The sequence below is a fragment of the Lacrimispora sphenoides JCM 1415 genome (assembly GCF_900105615.1).
In the GTDB taxonomy this organism is placed as follows: Bacteria; Bacillota; Clostridia; order Lachnospirales; family Lachnospiraceae; genus Lacrimispora; species Lacrimispora sphenoides.
Genome location: NZ_LT630003.1, coordinates 337,331 through 360,141, shown reverse-complemented (window position 1 = coordinate 360,141; position 22,811 = coordinate 337,331). Strand labels below are relative to the sequence as shown.

Genomic DNA, 22,811 nt, shown 5'->3' with positions numbered 1-22,811 from the left:
TATGTAATAAAATAACTTCCTATTGAAAAAGCAAGGATTCCATATCCTTGCTTTTTCGATGTAAGCCTATCTGCTTTTTATGTTTTTACTTTTATACTGGTTAATATTGTTTAGAATTTCAGCTCTTGCCTTTGCATAATAAACAACATGTTCTATAGTCTCTTTTACTTCGTTTATTCCTAAGTCCTGTTCTTCTTTTGTGTCGCATTCAATCATTAATGCCCTTTTTATATTAAATTCTAACCATTCAAGTCTTCCAAAATTACAATAATAAACAGTTTCCCAATCAATATTGGTATCTAGTGTTGTATTCCTAAAATAAGAATTGAAAAAGGAATTAAACAAATCGTAATAGATATTACATTTTTCATAACCAGACCAGCATAATGCAAGCTCAAACAATTCTAAATATGGATTAGAATATCCCAGGCACTCTAAATCAATTATTTTATAATCGTCTTTTATCCATAATACATTTTTACTATCCATATCATTGTGACAGATACTCAATACCTTAGGCATACTTTTTATTGCCTTATTACCACAATTCATACTTGCATTTAAAATTTCAACTTTATCTTGCAGCAAATCATAGATTGGTGAATTTGCTTTCTTTGCTAACTCAATATATTTATTAAAATCCACATGGATTTCATTCCTTATGAATTCATTATTCTTTAAATCGATATTGTGGATTTTGGCTAAAGCTTCTCCTATTTTATTACAATTAACTTCTTTTATCTCATTATTTTTTAATGATTTTCCATCATACCAATTATATACATAAAAATATTGTCCGTTTAATTCCTGCATTTTCTTTTTGTTATAAATCAAAGAGTATATTGCCGGAACATTATTTTGTTTTAATTTTTCTTCAATAATATCCGCTTGATTATAGTTATTCATAGCGGTAGCTCTGCTCATAATGTTAGGATTTAATAATTTGATGATATAGTTTCCCTTATCAGTGCTAATTTTGTACATCTTATGTGTAAGACCACCTGTAACCTTTTCAGGTTCCGAAACCATTTTACCCATGTTAAAACTCATTAAAATCGTTTCAAAGAATTCTTTTAAATTCATGCGAATATTCCTCTTATAAAGATTATCCCTTGCAGTTGATAGGGTCACCGTGCATGAAGTCAGATAACCGGCAAATGAAACCATTATTGAATCTGCTCTTACGGCTCATATTTATATACATTTCCCTCTTTCATAACAAATCTTCTATATGCTTGTAATATCATACCATGGGCTTACTTCTGCAGCAACTGCATCCGTGCCAACAACAATCTTCACACCTGCCTTCCGGCACTTTTTATCCTCTCCATGGTGCTCTACGCACATCATTGCTTTTTCCACAGTCTCCTTAGTAAGTCCGACAGCTGATCCCATCTCGATGATTTTGGTTGCTGCAATAATCGTGGGTACCAAATAAACTCCATGCTTCACAATCATTTCAATGCATTCAACATCCATCATCATGTGTGCTCGATGAAGGTGATTCCGCGGCGAATCGTCCCATCTGTCACATGGGTATGGGAGGTTAAAATGCGCCCTTTACTATTTGCCACTGTAGAATGGCTCTTATCTGCAAGACTCCTGATCAGTCATATCAAATCTCGGGAAGACACTTCTGTCCACATTTCACAGAAAAAATAGATTCCAATTAGTTCACTAAGATATCAAACATTTAACAAAAAAACGATGATAGAAATGTATTCTTCATATATTCCCGACTTAACCAATTTGGGTTTACTTAATTAACAGAAGACATAAACCTTTGTCCGTTAGCTGAATTACTCCTGAGTTTATGATGAAAGGTCTTTAGTCTGACAAACTTGTCTTTCAACACATATGATACATTATAAAGCGGTGAAAAACCCTTTATATTATGATTTTAACCTTGTTAAAGAAGGTTTTAAGTTAGAACTCGCAAATCACACCTTAACAGAAGGGAGATATAATGAATAACTGTAGAAATAACGACGATTTTTGTTGTTTTGATAGATGCTGTTGTTGCAGACCTAAATGCCCCCAGGGACCGACAGGGCCTACTGGACCAACTGGGCCTACCGGACCGACTGGACCTAGAGGACCGCAGGGTCCCACCGGACCCACTGGACCTACTGGACCTACTGGACCTAGAGGTTTACAGGGGCCTACTGGACCGACTGGACCGACTGGGCCTACCGGACCGACTGGACCTAGAGGTTTACAGGGACTAACTGGACCCACTGGGCCTACCGGATCAACTGGACCTACTGGGCCGACTGGACCGACCGGGGCTACCGGCGCTCAGGGACCGACTGGACCGACCGGCGCTACCGGCGCTCAGGGACCGACTGGACCGACCGGCGCTACTGGCGCCCAGGGACCGACTGGACCGACTGGCGCTACCGGCGCTCAGGGACCGACTGGACCGACCGGCGCTACTGGCGCCCAGGGACCGACTGGACCGACTGGCGCTACCGGCGCTCAGGGACCGACTGGACCGACCGGCGCTACTGGCGCCCAGGGACCTACTGGCGCTACTGGACCTCAGGGACCGACTGGACCGACCGGCGCTACCGGCGCTCAGGGACCGACTGGACCGACTGGCGCTACCGGCGCCCAGGGACCTACTGGACCGACTGGGCCTCAGGGACCCACTGGACCGACTGGCGCTACCGGCGCTCAGGGACCCACTGGACCGACTGGTGCGACTGGACCTCAGGGACCTACTGGACCGACTGGCGCTACCGGCGCCCAGGGACCTACTGGGCCGACTGGCGTGACTGGACCTCAGGGACCTACTGGACCGACTGGACCGACCGGCGCTCAGGGACCCACTGGACCGACCGGCGCTACTGGCGCCCAGGGACCTACTGGGCCGACTGGCGTGACTGGACCTCAGGGACCTACTGGACCGACTGGACCGACCGGCGCTCAGGGACCCACTGGACCGACCGGCGCTACTGGCGCCCAGGGATCGACTGGACCTACTGGCGCGACTGGACCTCAGGGACCTACTGGACCGACTGGCGCTACCGGTGCCCAGGGACCTACTGGACCTACTGGCGCTACCGGCGCCCAGGGACCTACTGGACCGACCGGGGCTACCGGCGCCCAGGGACCTACTGGACCGACTGGACCTCAGGGGCCGACTGGACCGACCGGGGCTACCGGCGCTCAGGGGCCGACTGGACCTACTGGACCTACTGGACCTACTGGCTCTACCGGCGCCCAGGGACCTACTGGACCGACCGGGGCTACCGGCGCCCAGGGACCTACTGGACCTCAGGGGCCGACTGGACCTACTGGCGCGACTGGACCTCAGGGACCTACTGGACCTACTGGCGCTACCGGTGCCCAGGGACCTACTGGACCTACTGGCGCTACCGGCGCTCAGGGACCGACTGGACCTACTGGCTCTACCGGCGCCCAGGGACCTACTGGACCGACCGGGGCTACCGGCGCCCAGGGACCTACTGGACCTCAGGGGCCGACTGGACCGACTGGCACGACTGGACCTACTGGACCTACTGGCTCTACCGGCGCCCAGGGACCTACTGGACCGACTGGCTCTACCGGCGCCCAGGGACCTACTGGACCGACCGGGGCTACCGGCGCCCAGGGGCCGACTGGCGCGACTGGACCTCAGGGGCCGACTGGACCGACCGGGGCTACTGGCGCTCAGGGGCCGACTGGACCGACCGGAGCTACTGGATCTCAGGGGCCGACTGGACCGACCGGGGCTACCGGCGCTCAGGGGCCGACTGGACCGACTGGACCGACTGGTGTCCAAGGACCTATTGGACCGACTGGACCTCAGGGGCCTCAGGGACCACAGGGTATTGAAGGATCTGTTGGACCTACTGGACCTACTGGATCTACCGGACCTACCGGGCCTACTGGGCCTACTGGCTCTACTGGCTCTACCGGCGCTACTGGTGCCCAGGGACCGACTGGACCTACTGGACCACAGGGACCTCAGGGACCACAAGGTATTGAAGGACCTGTTGGACCTACCGGACCCACTGGTTCTACAGGGGCCCAAGGACCTACCGGGCCTACTGGACCTACTGGCGTTACCGGTGCCCAAGGACCTACCGGGCCTACTGGCTCTACCGGCGCTACTGGTGCCCAGGGACCGACTGGACCTACTGGACCACAGGGACCTCAGGGACCACAAGGTATTGAAGGACCTGTTGGACCTACCGGACCTACTGGTGCTACAGGGGCCCAAGGATCTACCGGGCCTACTGGACCTACTGGCTCTACCGGCGCTACTGGTGCCCAGGGACCTACCGGACCCACTGGTGCTACAGGGGCTCAAGGACCTACCGGGCCTACTGGTGCTACAGGGGCCCAAGGACCTACCGGGCCTACTGGCTCTACCGGCGCTACTGGTGCCCAGGGACCGACTGGCCCTACTGGACCACAAGGACCTCAGGGACCACAAGGTATTGAAGGACCTGTTGGACCTACCGGACCCACTGGTGCTACAGGGGCCCAAGGACCTACCGGGCCTACTGGCTCTACCGGCGCTACTGGTGCCCAGGGACCTACCGGACCAACTGGACCTCAGGGACCTCTGGGACCACAAGGTATCGAAGGACCTGTTGGACCTACCGGACCGACTGGTGCCCAAGGACCTACTGGACCTACCGGACCGACTGGCTCTACCGGTACTACTGGTGCCCAGGGACCGATTGGACCGACTGGACCTCAAGGACCTCAGGGTCCACAAGGAATTGAAGGATCTGTTGGACCCACTGGACCTACTGGGCCGACTGGATCTACTGGACCTACTGGGCCTACTGGCTCTACAGGCGCTCAAGGAGTTATTGGACCTACTGGGCCTCAGGGATCAGAAGGACCTCAGGGACCACAAGGAATTGAGGGACCTGTTGGACCGACTGGACCTACTGGACCTACTGGGCCAACAGGAGCCAGCGGTGCCATTCCAACCGCGTTTTTTAATGCCGATCTCTCCGCTTCCGGCAGCTTTATTGATGTGCCGGTGGGGAATGTCATTTATCATTTACAATTTAGCACTGCCACTCAGTTGACGTTATTTTTAATACCAGCCACTGTACCTGTACTAATAGATTTGAAACGTTCCAGCCAATTTGACACAACCGGAGTTGATGCGTTTACCAGAGATAACTTTACGCTTTCAGCTAGCTTAGATATTGACACCATCGTGTTCAATTCGTCCAGGGAAATGCATAGAACCTGGCTACGGCAGCAGAATCCAGTTACCGGCTTATGGTCCTTGCACGAAATAGACCTTTTCGCTTCCAATGGCAGCGCTAGAGTCACCATTTGGATATACCAAATCTTCACGAATGTAAGCCTTTGATAATGATTATTAGGTATGCTTAATTTTTAATGGTTCCATTACCCCAGCAGTACAGTCTGGGATTTATAACCATCGGTGGCACTCAGGCGTAAAGCTTTCCTTTCTTCTATTCAGGAGGCCTGTTTATTCAGTAAAAAAGTCAAATGGAAGAAATATACCCTTATTTATTAATAGTGAAAGTCTCAATCACCCGTAAACGGTTGGTAAGACGATGGTAATAAACCTTTATAGTCAGGCCAGCATTTTTAGATGCTGGCCTTCACTTTGTTCAAACCAGTATGCTTTTGACTCGCTGAAGCTTCCGAAAGCATTGTTTTGACCCTTGAAATTTCTTATCATGATACTTAATTTAAATAACTTATTAAAATTATCTTCTCCTTTTTAAATTCCCAGGGACTTATTACTGGCAGCCGCTGCAAACGCATCGCTTAGTGTCAAACTGCTTATGGCGGCGCCTTAACGACCAGCCATTCCCTTTGATTGAATGATAAGTTTCAAAAACAGACAAGGGTATTTGAAGCGACAGAACGACGGCGGGGACAGAGCTTAATCCTGTTCCCTGTTATCGACAGCGCAATGACATAGCAAATCCAGCCAGTCAAGGGGTTAAGAGTAAAGATTTTGCGACAGCAAAATACTACTCGACTCTTGACTGGCTGGATAGGCATAGGCATGATCTACTGGCATTCCAATGTGTCACAAAGGCTATCTGCACAATGTGGACAAGCTATTAGGGTCAATTTACTTTTTAGTCCTTTCATTCTTTTCATAGCCTTCTCATAATCTTCTCATTTTACGGTTTTCTAAACAAACAACGATTGACTTAAAGTTAACATTAAGGTTTATAATTATCACAAGCATTACCAATGAGCATATCAAAATACTTTAGGGGAAACGGGAAACATGATGACTATGGCAGCCTGTCTACTGCCTATGCTGTTTGCTTAAGGCGGTGTAGTGTACAGCTTAAATTCAGCAGAGTAGCCAGATTTTGGAGTTGCTTTATGATAGCGGCTCCTCATTCCGAAAGGAGGAATCTATATGCAATATAACAATTTGCCCGGAACAAGTATTAAAGTTTCATTACTAAGCCTTGGCACGATGATGTTCGGCGCTCAGACCAGTGAAGCTGACAGTCTCGCCATCATGGATTATGCCTGCGGTCAAGGTGTAAACTTTTGGGACACTGCCAATGTGTACAATCAGGGCGAAAGCGAACGAATCGTCGGCAAGGCCTTAAGAGGACGGCGCGATAAAATCATTCTCGCTACGAAAGTTAACGGCCAGATGGGCGTAAATCCCAATGACAGGGGCCTTTCGCGCCGGAATATTGTCTCCGCTGTGGATGCCAGCTTAAAGCGCCTGAATACGGATTATATTGACCTCTATTATATGCACGCCCCAGATTACGAAACAAAGATTGAGGAAACTCTGGAGACAATGACTGGCCTTGTTAAGTCTGGAAAGGTCCGCTATATCGGTGCCAGTAATTTTGCCGCCTGGCAGATTGCCGATATGCTGGCTATCTGCGATAAGCGGGGATACATCGCACCGGTCATCACGCAGAACGTATACAACCTCATTACGCGCGGCGTAGAGACGGAGCTCATTCCATTTTTGCAGGCGCATGAACTTGGAATGGCAGTATACAACCCTATCGCAGGCGGACTTCTGGCCGGAAAACATAAGCCAGGCGCCCCGGCAGAGAATACCCGTTTCGCAAACAGTGAAGCCTATTATAAACGCTACTGGTCAGATGAGAATTTTGCAGCTGTTGAAAAGCTGACAGAAATCGCTTCAGAGAATGGTATTAGTATTCTAGAACTTTCCATGAAATGGTGTGCAAACCGCGCCAAAGTCACCAGCGTGATCAGCGGTGTCAGCAAGCTCTCACAGTTAGAACAGAATATATCTTCACTGGAGGGAGCCGCACTTCATGATGACATGCTGCAGGCTTGCGATGCTGTATGGCATTCCCTGGCGGGTACACGCTTTGGATACAATCGATGACAATATTAAAAACGGAAAAGTAATAAGCTTAGTAACATATTTTAATCACTTATAGAAAGAGGATTTATATATGAAAAAAATAGTGATAACCGGAACAGCGGGTCTTCTTGGCCCCTACGTAGTTAAGCATTTTTTAGAGCAGGGATATGAGGTTCTGAGTGTAGACAAAGGAAAGCCGGCCGAGCCTTTGACACGTCATATGACAGCTGACTTAACCAACCTTGGCGAATGTTACGGAATCTTAGAAGGCGCAAATGCTGTGATCCACCTTGCTGCAATCCCTACAGCATACATTTTCCCCAATGAGGTTACATTTCGAAATAATGTAATGGCCACTTATAATATTCTCGAAGCGGCGGCAGGATTAGGAATTACAAAAGCTGTTATTGCCTCCAGCGAATGTACCTATGGAATCTGCAACTCCCGCCAGGGTTTGGCACCTGTTTATGTTCCCGTAGATGAAGAACACCCGGCACTTCCTGAAGACAGCTATGGCCTTGGAAAAATAGTTGGAGAAACAATTGCTGACGCGATTAACCGCCGCTGCGGAATGCAGATCGTCTCGTTTCGAATCGGCAATATTATAAACAAGGAGAAATATTTGAACTTCCCCGGTTTTATACATAATTCTGAGAAACGCAAACAACTTATGTGGAATTATATTGACGCTCGTGACATCGCTGTGGCATGCCGCCTTGCTATCGAAAAAGATGGACTCGGTTCTATCGTAATGAATCTTGCCGCTGATGATAACTGTATGGACATCAAAAGCTGTGATCTGATGAAAGCTGAATATCCAAACGTGACTGACATTCGTACCCCAATTGATGAATATCAGACCTTATATTCCAATGAAAAGGCAAAAAAGATCCTGGGTTGGAAGCCTGTTCATTTCTGGAGAGAAAATGTACCTCAGGAATAATACGTAAGCGATGGCCAAAAAATTTCATCGTACTATATATATAATAAGTAAAGCTTGCAAATGCTAATCTTTTTAGTATTTGCAAGCTTTCAGACTTATAACCCATCATTCCAAGCTGTTATGAAATTAGGAATTTATCGTATTATGCTTTATTTAGAATCTCATTTTAATTACAAATAAAAAAAATAATATAACAGGTAATCCTATAATCGTAGATAGTATTGTAATTGTAGTACGTACTTTTTTCTCATCTCGTAATAGAAGTATTGAAAACTTATAGCCTAAAATACCTATCCAGCCGCCCAGACAATTTAGAATTACATCGTCAATGTCTGATGCTCCGATGCCCAAAAGCCCCTGAATGATCTCAACCAATAAACTCACTGAAAAAATAAACAGCAAATTGGTCATAACTCTTTTATCATTTTTAAATAATGGGAAATATATACCAAAGGGAACAAAAATAGCTACATTGCCAATCACATTACCAAAAGCAAATCTTTTTAGATTCTCAGAACCACCAGATATATATTCCATTATACTATGAAAAGGAATGAGGTTAATTGACCTGCCTATAGTCCTTTGTCTATGAAATAACTCCAAAAGCGAAACTCTTGATAGGAACAGTATTTTAAATAACAAAAGTATATAACAAATGAAAACACCATATAAAAAGACTGTTTCAATTCGCTCTCGTTTATTCATAAGACCTCCTATGCCATTGCATCCTGAATATATTTGTCAATCAAATCATAAATCCACGATTTTAACGGAGAAAAATCGAATTCCCATTCTGATGCGAGTCTGGTATTTAAGCTGTAATCCGGCGCACCGTTGTAAGGACCGTTATCTCCCGCTTTCGACAAAATAGCTCTACTTCCGGTCTTTCCTTCAACATATGCAATTATCTCTCGGAGAGATATTGTTCCCGAACTGCTGCCGTTGACTGGGCCTGTACATTCTTGCTCCGCCAGGAAAGCCAGAAACCGGCCCGCTTCATTTGAACTGACAAATTCCATCTGTGCGTCAATATTGTCAATAAACATGGGAATCCCCTTAACAACATGTTCGATATAGAAATACAATCGTTTTGTATAGTCATCGGTACCAATGACAAAAGGGAATCTGACGGCTGCGCCGTTTTGTGATGGATAAGCTTGAAATAAAGCGCACTCTGCGAGCCTTTTCACCTCACCATATGGATAATCCGCTCTATTGCACCATTTTAACGGCTTTTCATGAGGATTGAAGTCGCTTTCCATTGTGTTGATATGGAGATCATCATATACAGACATGGAGGAGGTCATTACATAGCGTTTGCATTTTATAGAGTCCAGCGCATATTTTACGTCATTGGAACAATAGGCAATATTGTCGCATACCACATCAAACGTCTTGTTGCTAAATACTTCCTCCATGTTTTTGGCAGAGCTGCGTTCAACAACTAATCTGCGTACGCTGTTCCCGTAAGTATCTTTTGTCACTCCCCTTGTTGCAATCGTAACATTATGCCCTTTTTTGATGAGTTTTTCAACCATATGTATGCCAAAGTATTTTGTCCCGCCCAAAACTAAAATTTCCATTCTGCTCTCCGATCCGCCATATTTTTAAATGGTCTGTACTTCAAATTTCGATTTAATAAAGTATACCATACATCGGTATGGAAATATAGCGGCGAATATTTATGAGCATTTATTCATTGTCACTCTTGTAAACCAACCTTGTAAACTGACCTTGTCCACGCCTGGTCTATCCTTTCGGCAATGTGGCTTTGCTTTTTATTGCAGTTAACCGGTCGCACAGCATATCCGCTTTTGAAATAGCCTCCAAGACCGTGAGATCTTTCATATGTATTTGACGACCTCCGGCAACGCGAAGGGTAACTATTTTGTGTTTATGGCCGTTGATTGAGAACCGGCAGCTGACCAGTCTGGTCCCGTTATTGAACTGCTCTCCGTCATTCGTACAGATGTTGTCTAAGGTAGCTCCGTCAATGTATTGCAGTTCCTTGGGGTTGTATTTAAAAACCACAGCGAATTTGCCGTTATCAACATCCAGAAAAAAAACTCCATCGTTTGCACTGAAACAATAATCAATGACAATCCCCTGCTCCTTCAGGACCTGCTCATGGAGATTCGAATGTTTCGCCAGGTTAGAATCCAGGATTTTATTGGGAAGCCAAAAGAAAAAATAAAGAAATTCAAATGTTAAAAAAGTCCATATCAGAGATTGCTTCTGCGGCAGCTCCCATAACAACATATAGACCGTTGCTATGAGTACAGCTGCCAAAAGTACCAGCCTGAGCCCCAAAATTTTTATAAAGTATCCCGTATCAATTTTTCTCATTGATATTTTTCCTCCCTCTTTTCTGGATTGAGTCCTTTTCATCTGCTTATTCATCTGTCGGATCAGGATTTCCTCCAAAGCTGAATTTCCTAATTATAAACTTTTCCAGATAAGAATATTAAATATTATATTTTTCCGGAATTATATTGTTCTCAAACTAATTTTTCTTGTACTCAATTTGAATTTATATGGATTGTAAAGAAATGGTTGACAAATTGATACCGGGGACATATACTAGAACAGGTTAATGAATAATTTGACCGTTTCGGTAGGTGAGGCTACCGCAGGGATACGGGTTGCTGCCGCAAAATAGTGGAAACACTATGAGAAGGTGAACAGTCCATGTCGAAAAACAAGGCATGGAATAATGCAATTACATTGCCCTGCGAAGCTAAAGCTTGAACGATGGCGGGAAACGCTTTACATAATACAGTCAGGCGTTTTTATAGGGATGTTATCCCCTGTCGTCGTTTTATATGACGGCAGGGGATTTTTATATTTGGAGGTGAGGACATGGACGACGGAAGTAGTAAGCGTATAAACGATGGACAGGATGATACCGCTTGTGACATAAGTGCGCTTTTTTTGTGTGCTCATGCCCAAAACCAGTGCTTTAGGCAAAGGCTTTTATAGGCCATAACTCCTATTGCTGCTTTGCGTGTTGTCCATCGTTTGGTTTGAAAAAACTGACGATGGTTTTTTTATGCCCTTTTTTAACAAAAAAACTCTCCCCATTGGGGTTTATATAAATACTACTAAAACAAGCGAGGTGAACGAAATGGAAACCGGAAGTAAATGCGGCCCTGATCCTGACGGGCGAAACCGAAGGCCTGAGCCGGAATGGAACCCTTTTTCCATTTCGGCGGCCTGAATATAGACGAGGCTCATCAGTGTATGGGCTGTGCTTCCTCACATCTTACAAAAACTAAAATGGAGGTGCAGACCAATGCAAAAAGTAAAAAACAATTTAGAAACGTTAAAAGTAACCCAGGACATGGTACGCCGTGACGAGATCGCAACCAGGTTAAAATCTGCCGCCGCTGCTAAAGCGGATGTACTGTTTCACAATCTGAACACGACGACGGAAGGACTCAGTGAGGATCTTGTGGATGCTTCCCGTGAACAGTACGGCGACAATAAAGTTACCCACGGAAAAAAAGTATCCCTGCCCAAACGCATCGCCGAGGCGTTCATCAATCCTTTTACCGCCATCCTCATCGGGCTGACGGCGGTGTCAGCATTTACCGACATCATTCTCGCAGATCCGGGAGAAGCAGATCCGCTGACTGTTGTGATTATCATGACAATGGTGCTGATTTCCGGAATTCTGCGCTTCGTGCAGGAAACAAGAAGCGGCAACGCCGCTGATAAGCTTTTAAAAATGATCAAGACGACCACAAACGTCCGGCGGATGGAGACTGGCAACGCGGAAATACCGCTGGAAGAAGTCGTTGTGGGCGATATTGTCCACCTGGCTGCAGGAGACATGATTCCCGCCGACATGCGGATTATCCAGGCCAAAGATTTGTTTGTCAGCCAGTCGGCACTGACTGGCGAAAGTGTGGCAGTAGAGAAAATTCCAGGGGCCGTAAGTGTGGAACACGATACATTGGCAGAGTATCCGAACCTGGCCTTTATGGGATCAAACGTCATCAGCGGCAGCGCGGCAGGAGTGGTTGTTGCAACGGGTGATGACACGATATTCGGAGATATGGCAAAGAATGTCAGTGATAAGCCTGTTCAGACCAACTTTGAAAAAGGCGTTAACTCTGTATCATGGCTGCTCATCCGCTTCATGCTGGTCATGGTACCCATCGTGTTGTTCATCAACGGTTTCACCAAAGGTGACTGGATGCAGGCAACCCTGTTTGCCCTGTCAATAGCGGTAGGCCTGACACCGGAGATGCTGCCGATGATTGTTACCACCTGCCTTGCCAAAGGCGCAGTGGCTATGTCTAAGGAAAAGACAATCATCAAGAACTTAAATTCGATCCAGAATCTTGGTTCCATCGACATTCTTTGTACTGACAAGACCGGAACCCTGACCCAGGATAAAGTGGCGCTGCAATACCACTTGAATATCCACGGGGAGGAAGATACCCGCGTATTGCGCCATGCCTTTTTAAACAGCTACTACCAGACAGGACTGAAAAATCTCATGGATGTCGCCGTCATTGAGCGCACCCTGGAAGAACAGAAAACGGTAGCGGAACTTCGCGGCCTTACCGATCAGTTTACCAAGGTTGATGAAATCCCCTTCGACTTTGAGCGCCGTCGCATGAGCGTAGTGGTGAAAAACGGCAAGACACAGATGATCACCAAGGGCGCGGTGGAGGAAATGCTGTCGGTTTGCAGTTATGCCGAGTATGAGGGAAAGGTGATGCCGCTGACCGACGACATCAAGGCATATATCCTTAAAAAGGTAAATGATTTAAACGAGGATGGAATGCGGGTTATCGCCGTTGCGCAAAAGACCAATCCCTCTCCCGTAGGCACGTTTTCCGTGGCCGACGAATCGGATATGGTGCTGATGGGATATCTTGCTTTCCTTGACCCTCCAAAGGAATCCACGGCGGAAGCACTCGCCGCCTTAAAAGAGCATGGCGTAGACGTGAAAATTCTGACCGGCGATAACGATAAGGTGACCCGCTGCGTTTGCCGGCAGGTAGGCCTCTCCGTGGACCGCATCTTATTGGGCTCTGATCTTGACAACATGTCCAATGAAGAACTTGGCAGCGCCGCCGAAAGAGTCAGCGTTTTTGCCAAGCTGTCTCCGCAGCAGAAAGCCCGTGTTATTACAATCTTACGGAATAACGGACACAGCGTTGGCTATATGGGCGACGGCATCAACGACGCGGCAGCTATGAAGGCTTCCGACGTGGGCATTTCCGTTGACACAGCGGTTGACATTGCCAAAGAGTCTGCTGATGTCATTCTTCTGGAAAAAGACTTAATGGTATTAGAAAAAGGCATTATCGAGGGCCGCAAAACTTACGCCAACATGATCAAATATATCAAGATGACAGCAAGCTCCAACTTCGGCAATATGTTCTCAGTACTTGCAGCCAGTGCTTTCCTGCCCTTCATTCCCATGCTGCCCATCCATCTGATTCTGTTGAATCTGATTTACGATTTAAGCTGTACAGCAATTCCGTGGGATAATGTAGATAAAGAGTACCTTGCTGTACCGAGGAAATGGGACGCTTCCTCCATCGGAAAATTCATGATATGGATCGGACCTACCAGCTCGGTGTTTGACATCACCACCTACCTGCTGATGTATTTCATCATCTGCCCGGCCATGACCGGCGGACTTATGTTCCATCAGCTTACTGACCCGGCTATGCAGGCATACTTTATCGCACTGTTCCAGGCCGGCTGGTTTGTGGAATCCATGTGGAGCCAGACGCTTGTCATTCATATGATTAGAACGCCTAAGATTCCTTTTATCCAGAGCCATGCTTCCCTGTCGGTGACACTGCTCACCTTTACAGGCATTGCAGCCCTGACCATCATTCCATTTACCAAACTTGGAGCATCCATCGGCCTGGCCGCCCTGCCGCCTGTATATTTCGCATGGCTGGCGCTGACCATTTTCCTGTATATGGTGCTCGCTACGGTATTCAAGAAGATTTTTATCAGAAGGTATGGTGAGTTATTATAAGAACTATTTACCATGATCCATGCAAAAGCCTGCAGGTATTATCACAATTGTGAGATAATACCTGCAGGCTTTTATAATTGATTTCCAGTAATGTGATCAGGACTTCCGTTCCCAGAGGTTCACCTTCCTAACACTCCACGGCCTTAACCTTTTGTTTCTCCTCCTCCGCCGTACCATGCCGGCTTATATATTCCAGAAAACTATGATAGTTCAAGGACCTGCTGTAATAAAAACCCTGATAACACTCACATCCAAGTTCATGAAGCATTTCGACCTGTTCCCTGGTTTCCACACCTTCCGCCACAGCCTTGACATGCAGCTGTTCGCAAAGAGTAAGAATTGATTTTATAATCTGCCGGCGCTGTTCGTCGCTGGTTACCAATCCTACCAGGGATGCATCTAATTTTATGACATTCGCGTAAAAATCACATATATAGAGAAGCGAACTGTGACCCATGCCAAAATCGTCAATAGAAAGATTAAGTCCCATGGCCGTAATCTCCCCTAATTTATTGCATATCGCGTCAGTCGCATCAATAGTAGCGTTTTCTGTAAGCTCCAGCTCCATATACTGAGGCTCGATGCCCAACTGATTGATGCAATCCTGCACAGATCGAACCAAGGATCCATCCTCTTTCAGCTGCCGCGGACTAAGATTTACGGAAAGGGGTACCTTAAACCCCTGTTCATGCCAGCATTTCATATCGCTGAATGACCGGTTCATAATCCATTGCCCCAGCTCATTCGTCAAATTGGCCTCATCACATATATTTAATATAACAATAGGGGATACATAACCAAATACGGGATGATTCCATCGCAGAAGAGCTTCTGCTCCCACGACCTGGCCTTTATAGTTTACTTTCGGCTGATATTCCATATGAAGGGTTTGTGCCTGGCTCTTAAAGCCTTCCCTGATCTCTTCCGCCAAAGCACGGGCAAGAGAGCCTGTTTCATCGTGACGGTTGAGGATAGTTTTAGTCTGCCGTTCCTGAATATATTGAATTTCGTCAGCCAGTCCTTTAAACACTTCAATGCGTGCGCACTGCTGGTGCTTTTCCTGCAGCCTGATGAAGGGAATATAAATCAGCACAGCCAGCACCAGATTAACAGCTTGCATCACGGCTCCGACAACGGATCCCGTACTGAGATAACCGGATAAGAAAATGGGAGTAGTCCATTTTACCGCCTGAGTAACCGGAGGAACCCAGCCCACGCTCACGTATATCCAGGCGTTAAGGCATAAAAAAACAGGTGCTAACACAAATGGAGCAAAAAAATACGGATTGAATATTATGGGCAAACCAAATATCATGACTTCATTGATATTAAATATACCGGGCAGTACCGAAATCTTTGCCAACCGGGTTTCGCTGCTGTTTTTTCCAACCAGGAGCAAGGCAATCAGCAGTCCAAAGGTTGCTCCTGCACCTCCTAAATAAACATAGGTGTCAAAAAATTCTTTGTTAAAAATAACCGCATCCATTGCTGACGATACTGGCGAAGCAGCAACAGGCATGGCATCCATAATGACATTTCCTCCATGGATACCGAAAAACCATAAGATGTGAGTGATGAGAATAATAATTACTGCTGAATAGAAATTTTGTCCCGATAACCACATGTCATGGATCTTATGTAAAAACTGGTAATTGCCAAATCCTATTAAATCAAGCATCACTTTTCCCATACTGAAGGTGAATACAGTGAGCAAAGCAGGCAATACCGTCCGAAAGGCTTCCCGGGTCAGGGGACTGCCATGATAACTGATAAGATTTTTAGGCCGGATGCAATCCTGTATTTTATGGAAGAAGCAATATAAACCACATGCAAGAAATGATATGATAATGGCTCCGAACATCCCTGAGGAACCGGCATTTGCTGTACTTATAACAATACCATCTGAAGTCTTCATCCATATAATGAAAACGATCAGTGCTACTGCCTGTAAGACAGTTGTACTGACCTCCCCGGACTTAATGAGCTCTTTTTCGCTCGCAACCGCATGGCTTACGGTAATCAACGTAATAATCGCCATAATTTGGAGTGTACCTTCATATATGAGCAAACCAATTTCCCGCCAGCCTTCTCCAAAAATATAAGACATAAATGACTGGTATGCCGGTATGGGCAAATTTAGCAGCGCAAGCACAATGGAACCGATTAAAACAAACGGCATTAAGTATAGTAATCCTCTGCGGAGTACGCGGACCATCTGCTGATTTGCCAGCTTAGATATAAATATATCAAATTCTTGCATTACTTTTATGAATACCTCCATTCGTTATACGGGAACTAACGGCTGCGACATCTTAACTATAGTTTCCCACACCTTATGACAAAATCTTACACTTTATTATAAAATTTTTAATCAGTTTCTTGTTGCTAAGTGTAATCAATCTATATAATTTTGTTCTCAATTTCATTTTGTACCAACTAACGGTCGAATGTGTCGAATGTAAAACCAGATTCCTGTTTTGTAAAAATCCTGATCTCCACCTCTGTCCCCTTTCCCTGCAGGCTGTTATAGGTCAGGCCATATCCTGGACCATAAAGGATCTCCAGACGTCGGTGGGTATTGAATACGGCAATGTTTGTCCCATTTTTACTGGACCCGTTTCCGGAGAGAATGCCGGAAAGCTTTCCGGTGTCCATTCCCACCCCATCATCGGAAATCAGTATGACGGCTGTATTGTCCTCCAGCCAGCCGGTAATGACAATGGTACCTCCCTTTGGCACCTTTTCCAAAAGCCCATGGAGGATAGAATTTTCCACCACTGGCTGAAAGGTCAGTTTTGGTATTGGCAAGTCCATCATATGATCCGGTATATCATCCACAAAGTCAATGATCTGATGGTAACGCATATTTTGAAGCCGTACATAGGTTTTCACATGTTCCAGCTCATCGGCAATGTTGCTTAAGATTCCCTTATGGCTTAAAGTCAGCTTGTAAAAACGGGAAAGGTCCACGACTGCCTCAGAAACCTCTTCCGTCCGGCCCTGCTGCGCCAGCCAGTTGATCATGTCCATGGTGTTGTATAGAAAATGGGGATTGATCTGGGCTTGAAGAGAATTAAATTCAGCGGCTCGTAAGTCCTCTGCCGCTTTTGCCTGCTCCCCGATGAGCCGGTTCATCATCCTGGTCATATAATTGTAAGTGTCGATCAGGCCTCCGATCTCATCATGGTAAAGAGATGCGGGCAGAGGGGTGGGCGGCTCTGTGCGCACCTTTGCCATTTGCCCGATGACAGAGGAAATCCGGTTGGTAATGGAATGGGACAGCCGGTTTGCAATTAAAAATGAAATCAATATGCAAAGTAAATATATGAAGAAAAAACCGATCATAAGGAGGAAGCTTTTTTGAATGATGGCTCTGGTCGGAATGACAGCCACCATAAACCAGTCCGCTTTCCTGATATAATAAAAACCAGCATAAACATCATGATCCAGAATATTCTTGAGGACAAAATTATTGGACGACATAAAGAAATCCCGGACCTTGTCATAGCTGAAATGGTAGATTCCCGCCAGTCCGCCATCAGAGGTGGCAACGGTGCTGTCCCGGTCATTGATGATATAGGCCACGCTGGTATCCTCTGTTAAATTGTTCTTTAAAAGTCTTGTAAACGGTGCTTTGGAGTAATAGATAGCCGTATAGCAGGTGCGATACTCACTGTTATATAAAATGGTGGTTTTGGTAATATAGGCCATGTCTCCTGATTCCCTTACCTCTATAGGACTTAAATAGAATTCCGGACAAAAGAGAGAATTTATAGACCGGTCCCCCTGGAAAATTCCGTGCCAGTAAGACCCTCTGGCCTCTCTCATTGGGCGGAAGATCCGGCTGGAAGTTTCATTGTGAAAGATTTCCTGAAATTCGGGAATATCCAGATAAATAAGAATATTCGTTATGTATTCACCGTCAATGATGGCTTCTGCTGCCCCGTAAAAATCTGCTGCCTCTGAAGAATCATCAATCCAGTTGGAAGGCTGATATCCGATCATACGGAACAGCTTTTTATAGTATGGATGGGCTTCCAGGCTTTTCTGCGTCTCCAGACATGTTTCGATCAGCTGATCAATCTGCGGCATGGTCATGGCAGAGGCGGTTTGTTCCGTCCGGATGGTATCCGCCAAAACCATGTCATAAAGCTTTCCATGGAAAAAGAAGAACAAGACCAGCATGGGTATGGTGGTGATGACCAAATGGGTGATGGTAAACTTTGTCTGTAGCATCATGTTGTTGTAGAAGAACTTTCCTCTTTGTATCATATTTTTCATTTCAACATTTTCTCCCGGTAATCAGACGGCGACAAGCCAGTCATTTTTTTAAAACTCTTGCTGAAATAATTTCCGTTGCTGTATCCTACCTTGTTTGAAATATCGGTAATCTGATAACGGGAATCAGCCAGAAGCTCTTTGGCTTTTTTCATCCGGTAATCCGTAAGGTATTGGTTAATGGTTTGTCCTGTTTCATTTTTAAAATACGTGCACACATAAGAAGCGGATAAGTAAACCTGGCCGCCAATATCCCGTACCGAAAGGGCTTCGTCGTGATAATGATTGTGGATGTACTCTTTAATTAGGAAAATAGTGGTATCTTCCGACATATGGGACCGGGCTGCTTCAAAAAGCAATTCGGTTTTTTGCGTCAGCTTTTGGTGCAGCTCCCGAAAGCTAAAGCAGCTTTCAAGAAGCTTCATGGCATTTTCCGGCTCCATAACAGGTGCCAGCCTAAGAGTCTGGCGGCAGTCCTCCAAAACCATAAAAAGCTTATAATAAAGATCCTTTGCCTCATGGGGAGAGACCTCACTCCTCTGGTAAAAATCTTCATAAAGGTGCAAAAGCAGTTCCTTTCCTTTTTTCTGATCCTTATTTAAAACTGCCTCCGATAAAAGGGTGATATAAGCAGCCTCGGCGGACTTATTCCTGCCCTGTTTATCCGTATGTACCGTCTGATTCTCTTCAGGAGTAAATAATGTTCCCGGATCAAAGAAAAAGCTGCTCTGCATGAGAGTAACCGCAGATGCATAGGAATCATAGGCCCTTGCAATGCCTGTAGAAGTTTCTCCTCTGCTGATATAGAAGGTACAGGCCGGATCAAAGCAATTCTTTAAGAAAACACCGATCCGGTTTAAAGCTCCATAGGAAGGCAACACAGGGGATAGGATATGGAACACATGGTACTGGATATATTTTGATACATAGTAAACCTGCATATGGGAATGGGAAAGAAATACCTCCAGATCTGTAAGTACCTGATCCATAAGGTTCTGGTCTGTCTGGCTCTGTTCCAGCTTGACAACAAAAGAGGTGAAGCCTGCATAGGAGGTGAGCTTAAGGCCCAGCTCTTTTGCAAGGGCTGCGACGGTTTCCTTATTGTCCCTGTAAGGTTGGGTAAGGGATGCTGCAAAGGAAGAGGCGGTTCCCCTGGAATAAAACAGCTCATTTTTTACAGTCCTCATATTCTGACAAACGCAGTTGTAGGCTTCCTTGATCGAGTTTTTCACCTCTGCGGGGTCCAGAGGCTTTTCCACATAGTTGATGGCCTTTAAGCGAATGGCCGCTTTTAAATATTCTTTATCCGAATAACCGCTCATAAAGATAAAGGCCGAATGAGGAAGCAGCTTTTCCAGCCGTTCCACCATCTCAATTCCATCCATTCTTGGCATCCTTACATCGCATAAAACGATTTCAGGCTTCACATCCTTTGCAATGCGAAGCCCGCTTATGCCGTCCTCAGCCTGGAACAGCTGAAAGACGCCCAGAGACTCCCAGTCAATGGAATCAATCAGCCCGGTACGTGTGAGCTCTTCATCATCAACGATCAGCAATTTCATAACGGTCTCCTTCCTGCTTTTAATCCATTATTATTCTAGCAAAATAACCAAAAAATACAATATAAAAGCCTTATTATCGCCGTTATGAACGAAAAACTCAAAAATATATTACCCGTTATCAAAAGATTATACTGTTTCTTCCATATCCCACCGATGGTAAAATGATCCCAGCTTAAGAAGGGAGGAAGCAGCCGTGTCCGAATATGTTCTGGAATTAAAGGGCGTTACAAGAATATTTCCCGGCGTGAAAGCCTTAGACCAGGTTCATTTCAGTCTGAAAAAGGGCGAGGTTCATGCACTGATGGGGGAAAACGGTGCGGGAAAATCCACATTTATCAAAGTGATAACAGGAGTTCACAGGGCCGACGAAGGAGAAATCTTTCTGGACGGGAGTAAGACAGAATTTAAAGGGCCAAAGGATGCCCAGACAGCAGGAATAGCTGCTGTTTACCAGCATCCCACCTCCTACCCGGACCTTACGGTGACGGAGAATATATTTATGGGCCATGAGATCGTGAAAAACGGCATGATCCAGTGGAAGCGGATGAATCAGGAGGCGGATAAGCTTTTAATGGAGCTGAATGCAGATTTTACGGCCGCTGATGAAATGGGAACGCTGAGTGTGGCCCAGCAGCAGATGGTGGAAATTGCAAAGGCACTATCCACCCGGGCCAGAATCATCATTCTTGATGAACCCACAGCAGCTCTGACAAAAAATGAATCCGAAGACTTGTACCGGATCGTGGATCAGTTAAAGGCCGCCGGTGTTTCAATTATCTTTATTTCCCACCGGTTTGAGGATATGTACCGGCTTGCGGACCGGGTAACCGTTTTCCGGGATTCCCGATACATCGGAACTTATGAATCGGGGGGAATCACCCATGGGGAGCTTATTAAGGCCATGGTAGGCCGTGAGATCAAGGACCTTTACCCAAAGCCGGAGGTAAAGACCGGCCCGGAGGTCCTTAAGGTGGAAAACATGTCAAGGACCGGATATTTTAAAGACATAAACTTTACTCTGCATCAGGGGGAGATTCTGGGACTTACGGGACTTGTAGGGGCAGGGAGAACAGAGGTTGCGGAAAGTATCTGCGGCATCACAAGGCCTGATACCGGAAATGTTTATATTGAGGGAAGGCACGTCTCCATAAAACACCCGGCTGATGCCATGAGAGAAGGGCTTGTCCTTCTTCCGGAGGACCGCCAGAGAGCAGGTCTTATCCTCACCTGGGGCCTTGGACGCAATGTGACCCTGCCCATCATGGGAAAATATGCGAAATGCGGCATCACAAATGAAACAATGGAATGTGAGACCGCAAAACAGCTTTTGGAAGAAGTGGATACAAAGGCAGTTTCCATCTTTGATCCTGCCAGCTCCTTATCGGGCGGAAACCAGCAGAAAGTGGTGGTGGCTAAGGCTTTAAGCCAGGATATGAAAGTCGTCATTATGGATGAGCCCACCAAGGGCGTGGATGTAGGAGCAAAGGCCGAGATCTATCAGATCATGGGGGATTTAGCGAAAAAAGGATACGGTATTCTTCTCATATCCTCGGAGATGCCGGAGATTTTGGGCATGAGCGACCGCATCCTGGTCATGTGCAATGGCAGGCTGTCCGGTGAGTTAAACCGCGGGGAGGCGACTCAGGAAGCCATTCTCCAGCATGCCATGGAAAGGAGTTCCCAATAATGGAGAAAAAATTGCTTAAGAAAATCACAGGCTCCAGAGAAGCCAGCCTGTTCCTTGTTCTGGTGATCCTCTGCATGGTGATCCAGATATTCAGCCCATCATTTCTGACAGCAAAATCCATTCTGGATATGCTGAAAAACAATGCGGTCATCATGATTATGGCCCTGGGAATGCTTTGCGTCCTGCTGGTGGGAGGGATCGACATCTCCATTACCTCCACCCTGGCTCTTTCCGGAATGACCGTAGGAATGCTTCTTAAATATAACATCATTCATAATACGCTCCTGCTGTTTCTCATCGCCATTATAGTAGGCGCTTTATGCGGGGCAATCATTGGTTTTGTGGTAGCAAGAGGAAAGGTGCTTCCGATTATCGCAACCATGGGATTCATGTACATATACAGAGGACTTGCCTATTTGATTGCTAAAAGCCAGTGGGCCAGCGCGGAAAATCTGGGAGGCTTTAAGAATTTCGCGTTGGAAAAGGAACTGGGGCTTGGTATATTAAATAATGTGATTGTCATTGTCCTGGTGTGCTATATCATCTTTTTTGCAGTCATGAAATGGACCAGAACAGGGAGAAAGATATATGCGGTAGGCAGCAACCCGGAAGCAGCTGCCGTATCCGGCATCAATACCAGAAGGATCAAGCTGTTAGTCTATACCCTTATGGGAATGCTGGCAGGTTTGTGCGGCGCCCTTGCAGTTGCTGTCTATTCCTCCGCCCAGCCTAACATGCTTTACGGAAAGGAAATGGATGTGATCGCGGCCTGTGTCATCGGGGGGGTGAGCATGTCGGGAGGCCGGGGAACGGTGGCAGGCGCTTTGTTAGGCTCCCTGATCCTGGCTGTCATTGCCAAGGCTCTTCCTCTCGTCGGGATCGATTCCATCGTACAAAATACGGTTAAAGGCTGTATTATTCTGGCTGTCATCATTTTCAACGTAGTGACGCAGCGCATGATGCAAAAGGAAAACTTAAAAGGAAGGGAGATGTAA

At 46.2% G+C, this 22,811-nt stretch carries 15 protein-coding genes and 1 riboswitch; of the genes, 6 read left to right on the top strand and 9 right to left on the bottom strand.

The features are described from left to right. Positions 1–66: 66 nt before the first annotated feature. Together BMX69_RS01505 and BMX69_RS01500 are read right to left on the bottom strand one after the other, a co-directional pair. Positions 67–1,083, bottom strand: coding sequence for an aminoglycoside phosphotransferase family protein (locus BMX69_RS01505; protein ID WP_157724379.1), 1,017 nt, complete (start codon positions 1,081–1,083; stop codon positions 67–69). A 144-nt stretch (positions 1,084–1,227) separates the two neighbouring features. Further along, positions 1,228–1,485, bottom strand: coding sequence for an amidohydrolase family protein (locus BMX69_RS01500; RefSeq protein WP_054791955.1), 258 nt, complete (start codon positions 1,483–1,485; stop codon positions 1,228–1,230). 481 nt (positions 1,486–1,966) lie between these two features. On the opposite strand from BMX69_RS01500, the gene BMX69_RS01495 reads away from it, so the two are divergent. From BMX69_RS01495 to BMX69_RS01485, 3 genes are all read left to right on the top strand, one after another. Next, a complete protein-coding gene (locus BMX69_RS01495) occupies positions 1,967–5,347 on the top strand; it encodes a collagen-like domain-containing protein (protein ID WP_100041357.1) in 3,381 nt (1,126 codons plus the stop codon). 1,041 nt (positions 5,348–6,388) lie between these two features. Then, positions 6,389–7,357, top strand: a complete 969-nt coding sequence (locus BMX69_RS01490; RefSeq protein WP_100041356.1) for an aldo/keto reductase — start codon at positions 6,389–6,391, stop codon at positions 7,355–7,357. A gap of 70 nt (positions 7,358–7,427) precedes the next feature. Beyond that, positions 7,428–8,279, top strand: a complete 852-nt coding sequence (locus tag BMX69_RS01485; protein ID WP_100041355.1) for an NAD-dependent epimerase/dehydratase family protein — start codon at positions 7,428–7,430, stop codon at positions 8,277–8,279. Positions 8,280–8,432: 153 nt separating this feature from the next. Here the strand turns inward: BMX69_RS01485 and BMX69_RS01480 are convergent, their stop codons facing one another. The 4 genes from BMX69_RS01480 to BMX69_RS24305 form a co-directional block, all read right to left on the bottom strand. Beyond that, positions 8,433–8,984 carry a VanZ family protein gene (locus tag BMX69_RS01480; RefSeq protein ID WP_100041354.1) on the bottom strand — a complete coding sequence of 184 codons (552 nt, stop codon included), beginning with the start codon at positions 8,982–8,984 and terminating at the stop codon, positions 8,433–8,435. A gap of 8 nt (positions 8,985–8,992) precedes the next feature. Beyond that, positions 8,993–9,862, bottom strand: a complete 870-nt coding sequence (locus BMX69_RS01475; protein ID WP_054791447.1) for an NAD-dependent epimerase/dehydratase family protein — start codon at positions 9,860–9,862, stop codon at positions 8,993–8,995. 166 nt (positions 9,863–10,028) lie between these two features. Further along, positions 10,029–10,625, bottom strand: a complete 597-nt coding sequence (locus tag BMX69_RS01470) for a hypothetical protein (protein ID WP_147297045.1) — start codon at positions 10,623–10,625, stop codon at positions 10,029–10,031. Between the two features lie 257 nt (positions 10,626–10,882). Then, positions 10,883–11,047: riboswitch (M-box (ykoK) riboswitch) on the top strand. Beyond that, positions 11,046–11,222, bottom strand: coding sequence for a hypothetical protein (locus tag BMX69_RS24305; RefSeq protein ID WP_166433160.1), 177 nt, complete (start codon positions 11,220–11,222; stop codon positions 11,046–11,048). It overlaps the preceding riboswitch by 2 nt. 349 nt (positions 11,223–11,571) lie before the next feature. Between BMX69_RS24305 and mgtA the strand changes: the two genes are divergently transcribed. After that, complete coding sequence (gene mgtA / locus BMX69_RS01465; RefSeq protein ID WP_100041352.1) at positions 11,572–14,289, top strand: magnesium-translocating P-type ATPase; 2,718 nt, start codon at positions 11,572–11,574, stop codon at positions 14,287–14,289. Between the two features lie 127 nt (positions 14,290–14,416). On the opposite strand, the gene BMX69_RS01460 is transcribed toward mgtA, so the two are convergent. The 3 genes from BMX69_RS01460 to BMX69_RS01450 all read right to left on the bottom strand — a co-directional run bounded on the left by BMX69_RS01460 (position 14,417) and on the right by BMX69_RS01450 (position 20,129). Beyond that, complete coding sequence (locus BMX69_RS01460; protein WP_054791443.1) at positions 14,417–16,549, bottom strand: EAL domain-containing protein; 2,133 nt, start codon at positions 16,547–16,549, stop codon at positions 14,417–14,419. A gap of 176 nt (positions 16,550–16,725) precedes the next feature. Beyond that, the gene (locus tag BMX69_RS01455; RefSeq protein WP_100041350.1) at positions 16,726–18,570 is read right to left on the bottom strand and encodes a sensor histidine kinase; all 1,845 of its coding nucleotides are present in this window, start codon (positions 18,568–18,570) and stop codon (positions 16,726–16,728) included. After that, entirely contained in the window at positions 18,567–20,129 is a 1,563-nt protein-coding gene (locus BMX69_RS01450; protein ID WP_100041349.1) for a response regulator transcription factor, read from the bottom strand. Before BMX69_RS01450 ends, BMX69_RS01455 begins: the two co-directional genes overlap by 4 nt. Before the next feature lie 193 nt (positions 20,130–20,322). On the opposite strand from BMX69_RS01450, the gene BMX69_RS01445 reads away from it, so the two are divergent. Both BMX69_RS01445 and BMX69_RS01440 read left to right on the top strand, forming a co-directional pair. Continuing rightward, on the top strand, positions 20,323–21,816 hold the full coding sequence (locus BMX69_RS01445; protein ID WP_100041348.1) for a sugar ABC transporter ATP-binding protein: 1,494 nt from the start codon (positions 20,323–20,325) through the stop codon (positions 21,814–21,816). Beyond that, complete coding sequence (locus BMX69_RS01440) at positions 21,816–22,811, top strand: ABC transporter permease (RefSeq protein ID WP_100041347.1); 996 nt, start codon at positions 21,816–21,818, stop codon at positions 22,809–22,811. Before BMX69_RS01445 ends, BMX69_RS01440 begins: the two co-directional genes overlap by 1 nt.

Bases quoted from the DNA above. Each gene is read 5' to 3' on its own strand.
- BMX69_RS01505 (WP_157724379.1), bottom strand. From the start codon at position 1,083: ATGAATTTAAAAGAATTCTTTGAAACGATTTTAATGAGTTTTAACATG.
- BMX69_RS01500 (WP_054791955.1), bottom strand. From the start codon at position 1,485: ATGATGATGGATGTTGAATGCATTGAAATGATTGTGAAGCATGGAGTT.
- BMX69_RS01495 (WP_100041357.1), top strand. From the start codon at position 1,967: ATGAATAACTGTAGAAATAACGACGATTTTTGTTGTTTTGATAGATGC.
- BMX69_RS01490 (WP_100041356.1), top strand. From the start codon at position 6,389: ATGCAATATAACAATTTGCCCGGAACAAGTATTAAAGTTTCATTACTA.
- BMX69_RS01485 (WP_100041355.1), top strand. From the start codon at position 7,428: ATGAAAAAAATAGTGATAACCGGAACAGCGGGTCTTCTTGGCCCCTAC.
- BMX69_RS01480 (WP_100041354.1), bottom strand. From the start codon at position 8,984: ATGAATAAACGAGAGCGAATTGAAACAGTCTTTTTATATGGTGTTTTC.
- BMX69_RS01475 (WP_054791447.1), bottom strand. From the start codon at position 9,862: ATGGAAATTTTAGTTTTGGGCGGGACAAAATACTTTGGCATACATATG.
- BMX69_RS01470 (WP_147297045.1), bottom strand. From the start codon at position 10,625: ATGAGAAAAATTGATACGGGATACTTTATAAAAATTTTGGGGCTCAGG.
- BMX69_RS24305 (WP_166433160.1), bottom strand. From the start codon at position 11,222: ATGAGCACACAAAAAAAGCGCACTTATGTCACAAGCGGTATCATCCTG.
- mgtA (WP_100041352.1), top strand. From the start codon at position 11,572: ATGCAAAAAGTAAAAAACAATTTAGAAACGTTAAAAGTAACCCAGGAC.
- BMX69_RS01460 (WP_054791443.1), bottom strand. From the start codon at position 16,549: ATGCAAGAATTTGATATATTTATATCTAAGCTGGCAAATCAGCAGATG.
- BMX69_RS01455 (WP_100041350.1), bottom strand. From the start codon at position 18,570: ATGAAAAATATGATACAAAGAGGAAAGTTCTTCTACAACAACATGATG.
- BMX69_RS01450 (WP_100041349.1), bottom strand. From the start codon at position 20,129: ATGAAATTGCTGATCGTTGATGATGAAGAGCTCACACGTACCGGGCTG.
- BMX69_RS01440 (WP_100041347.1), top strand. From the start codon at position 21,816: ATGGAGAAAAAATTGCTTAAGAAAATCACAGGCTCCAGAGAAGCCAGC.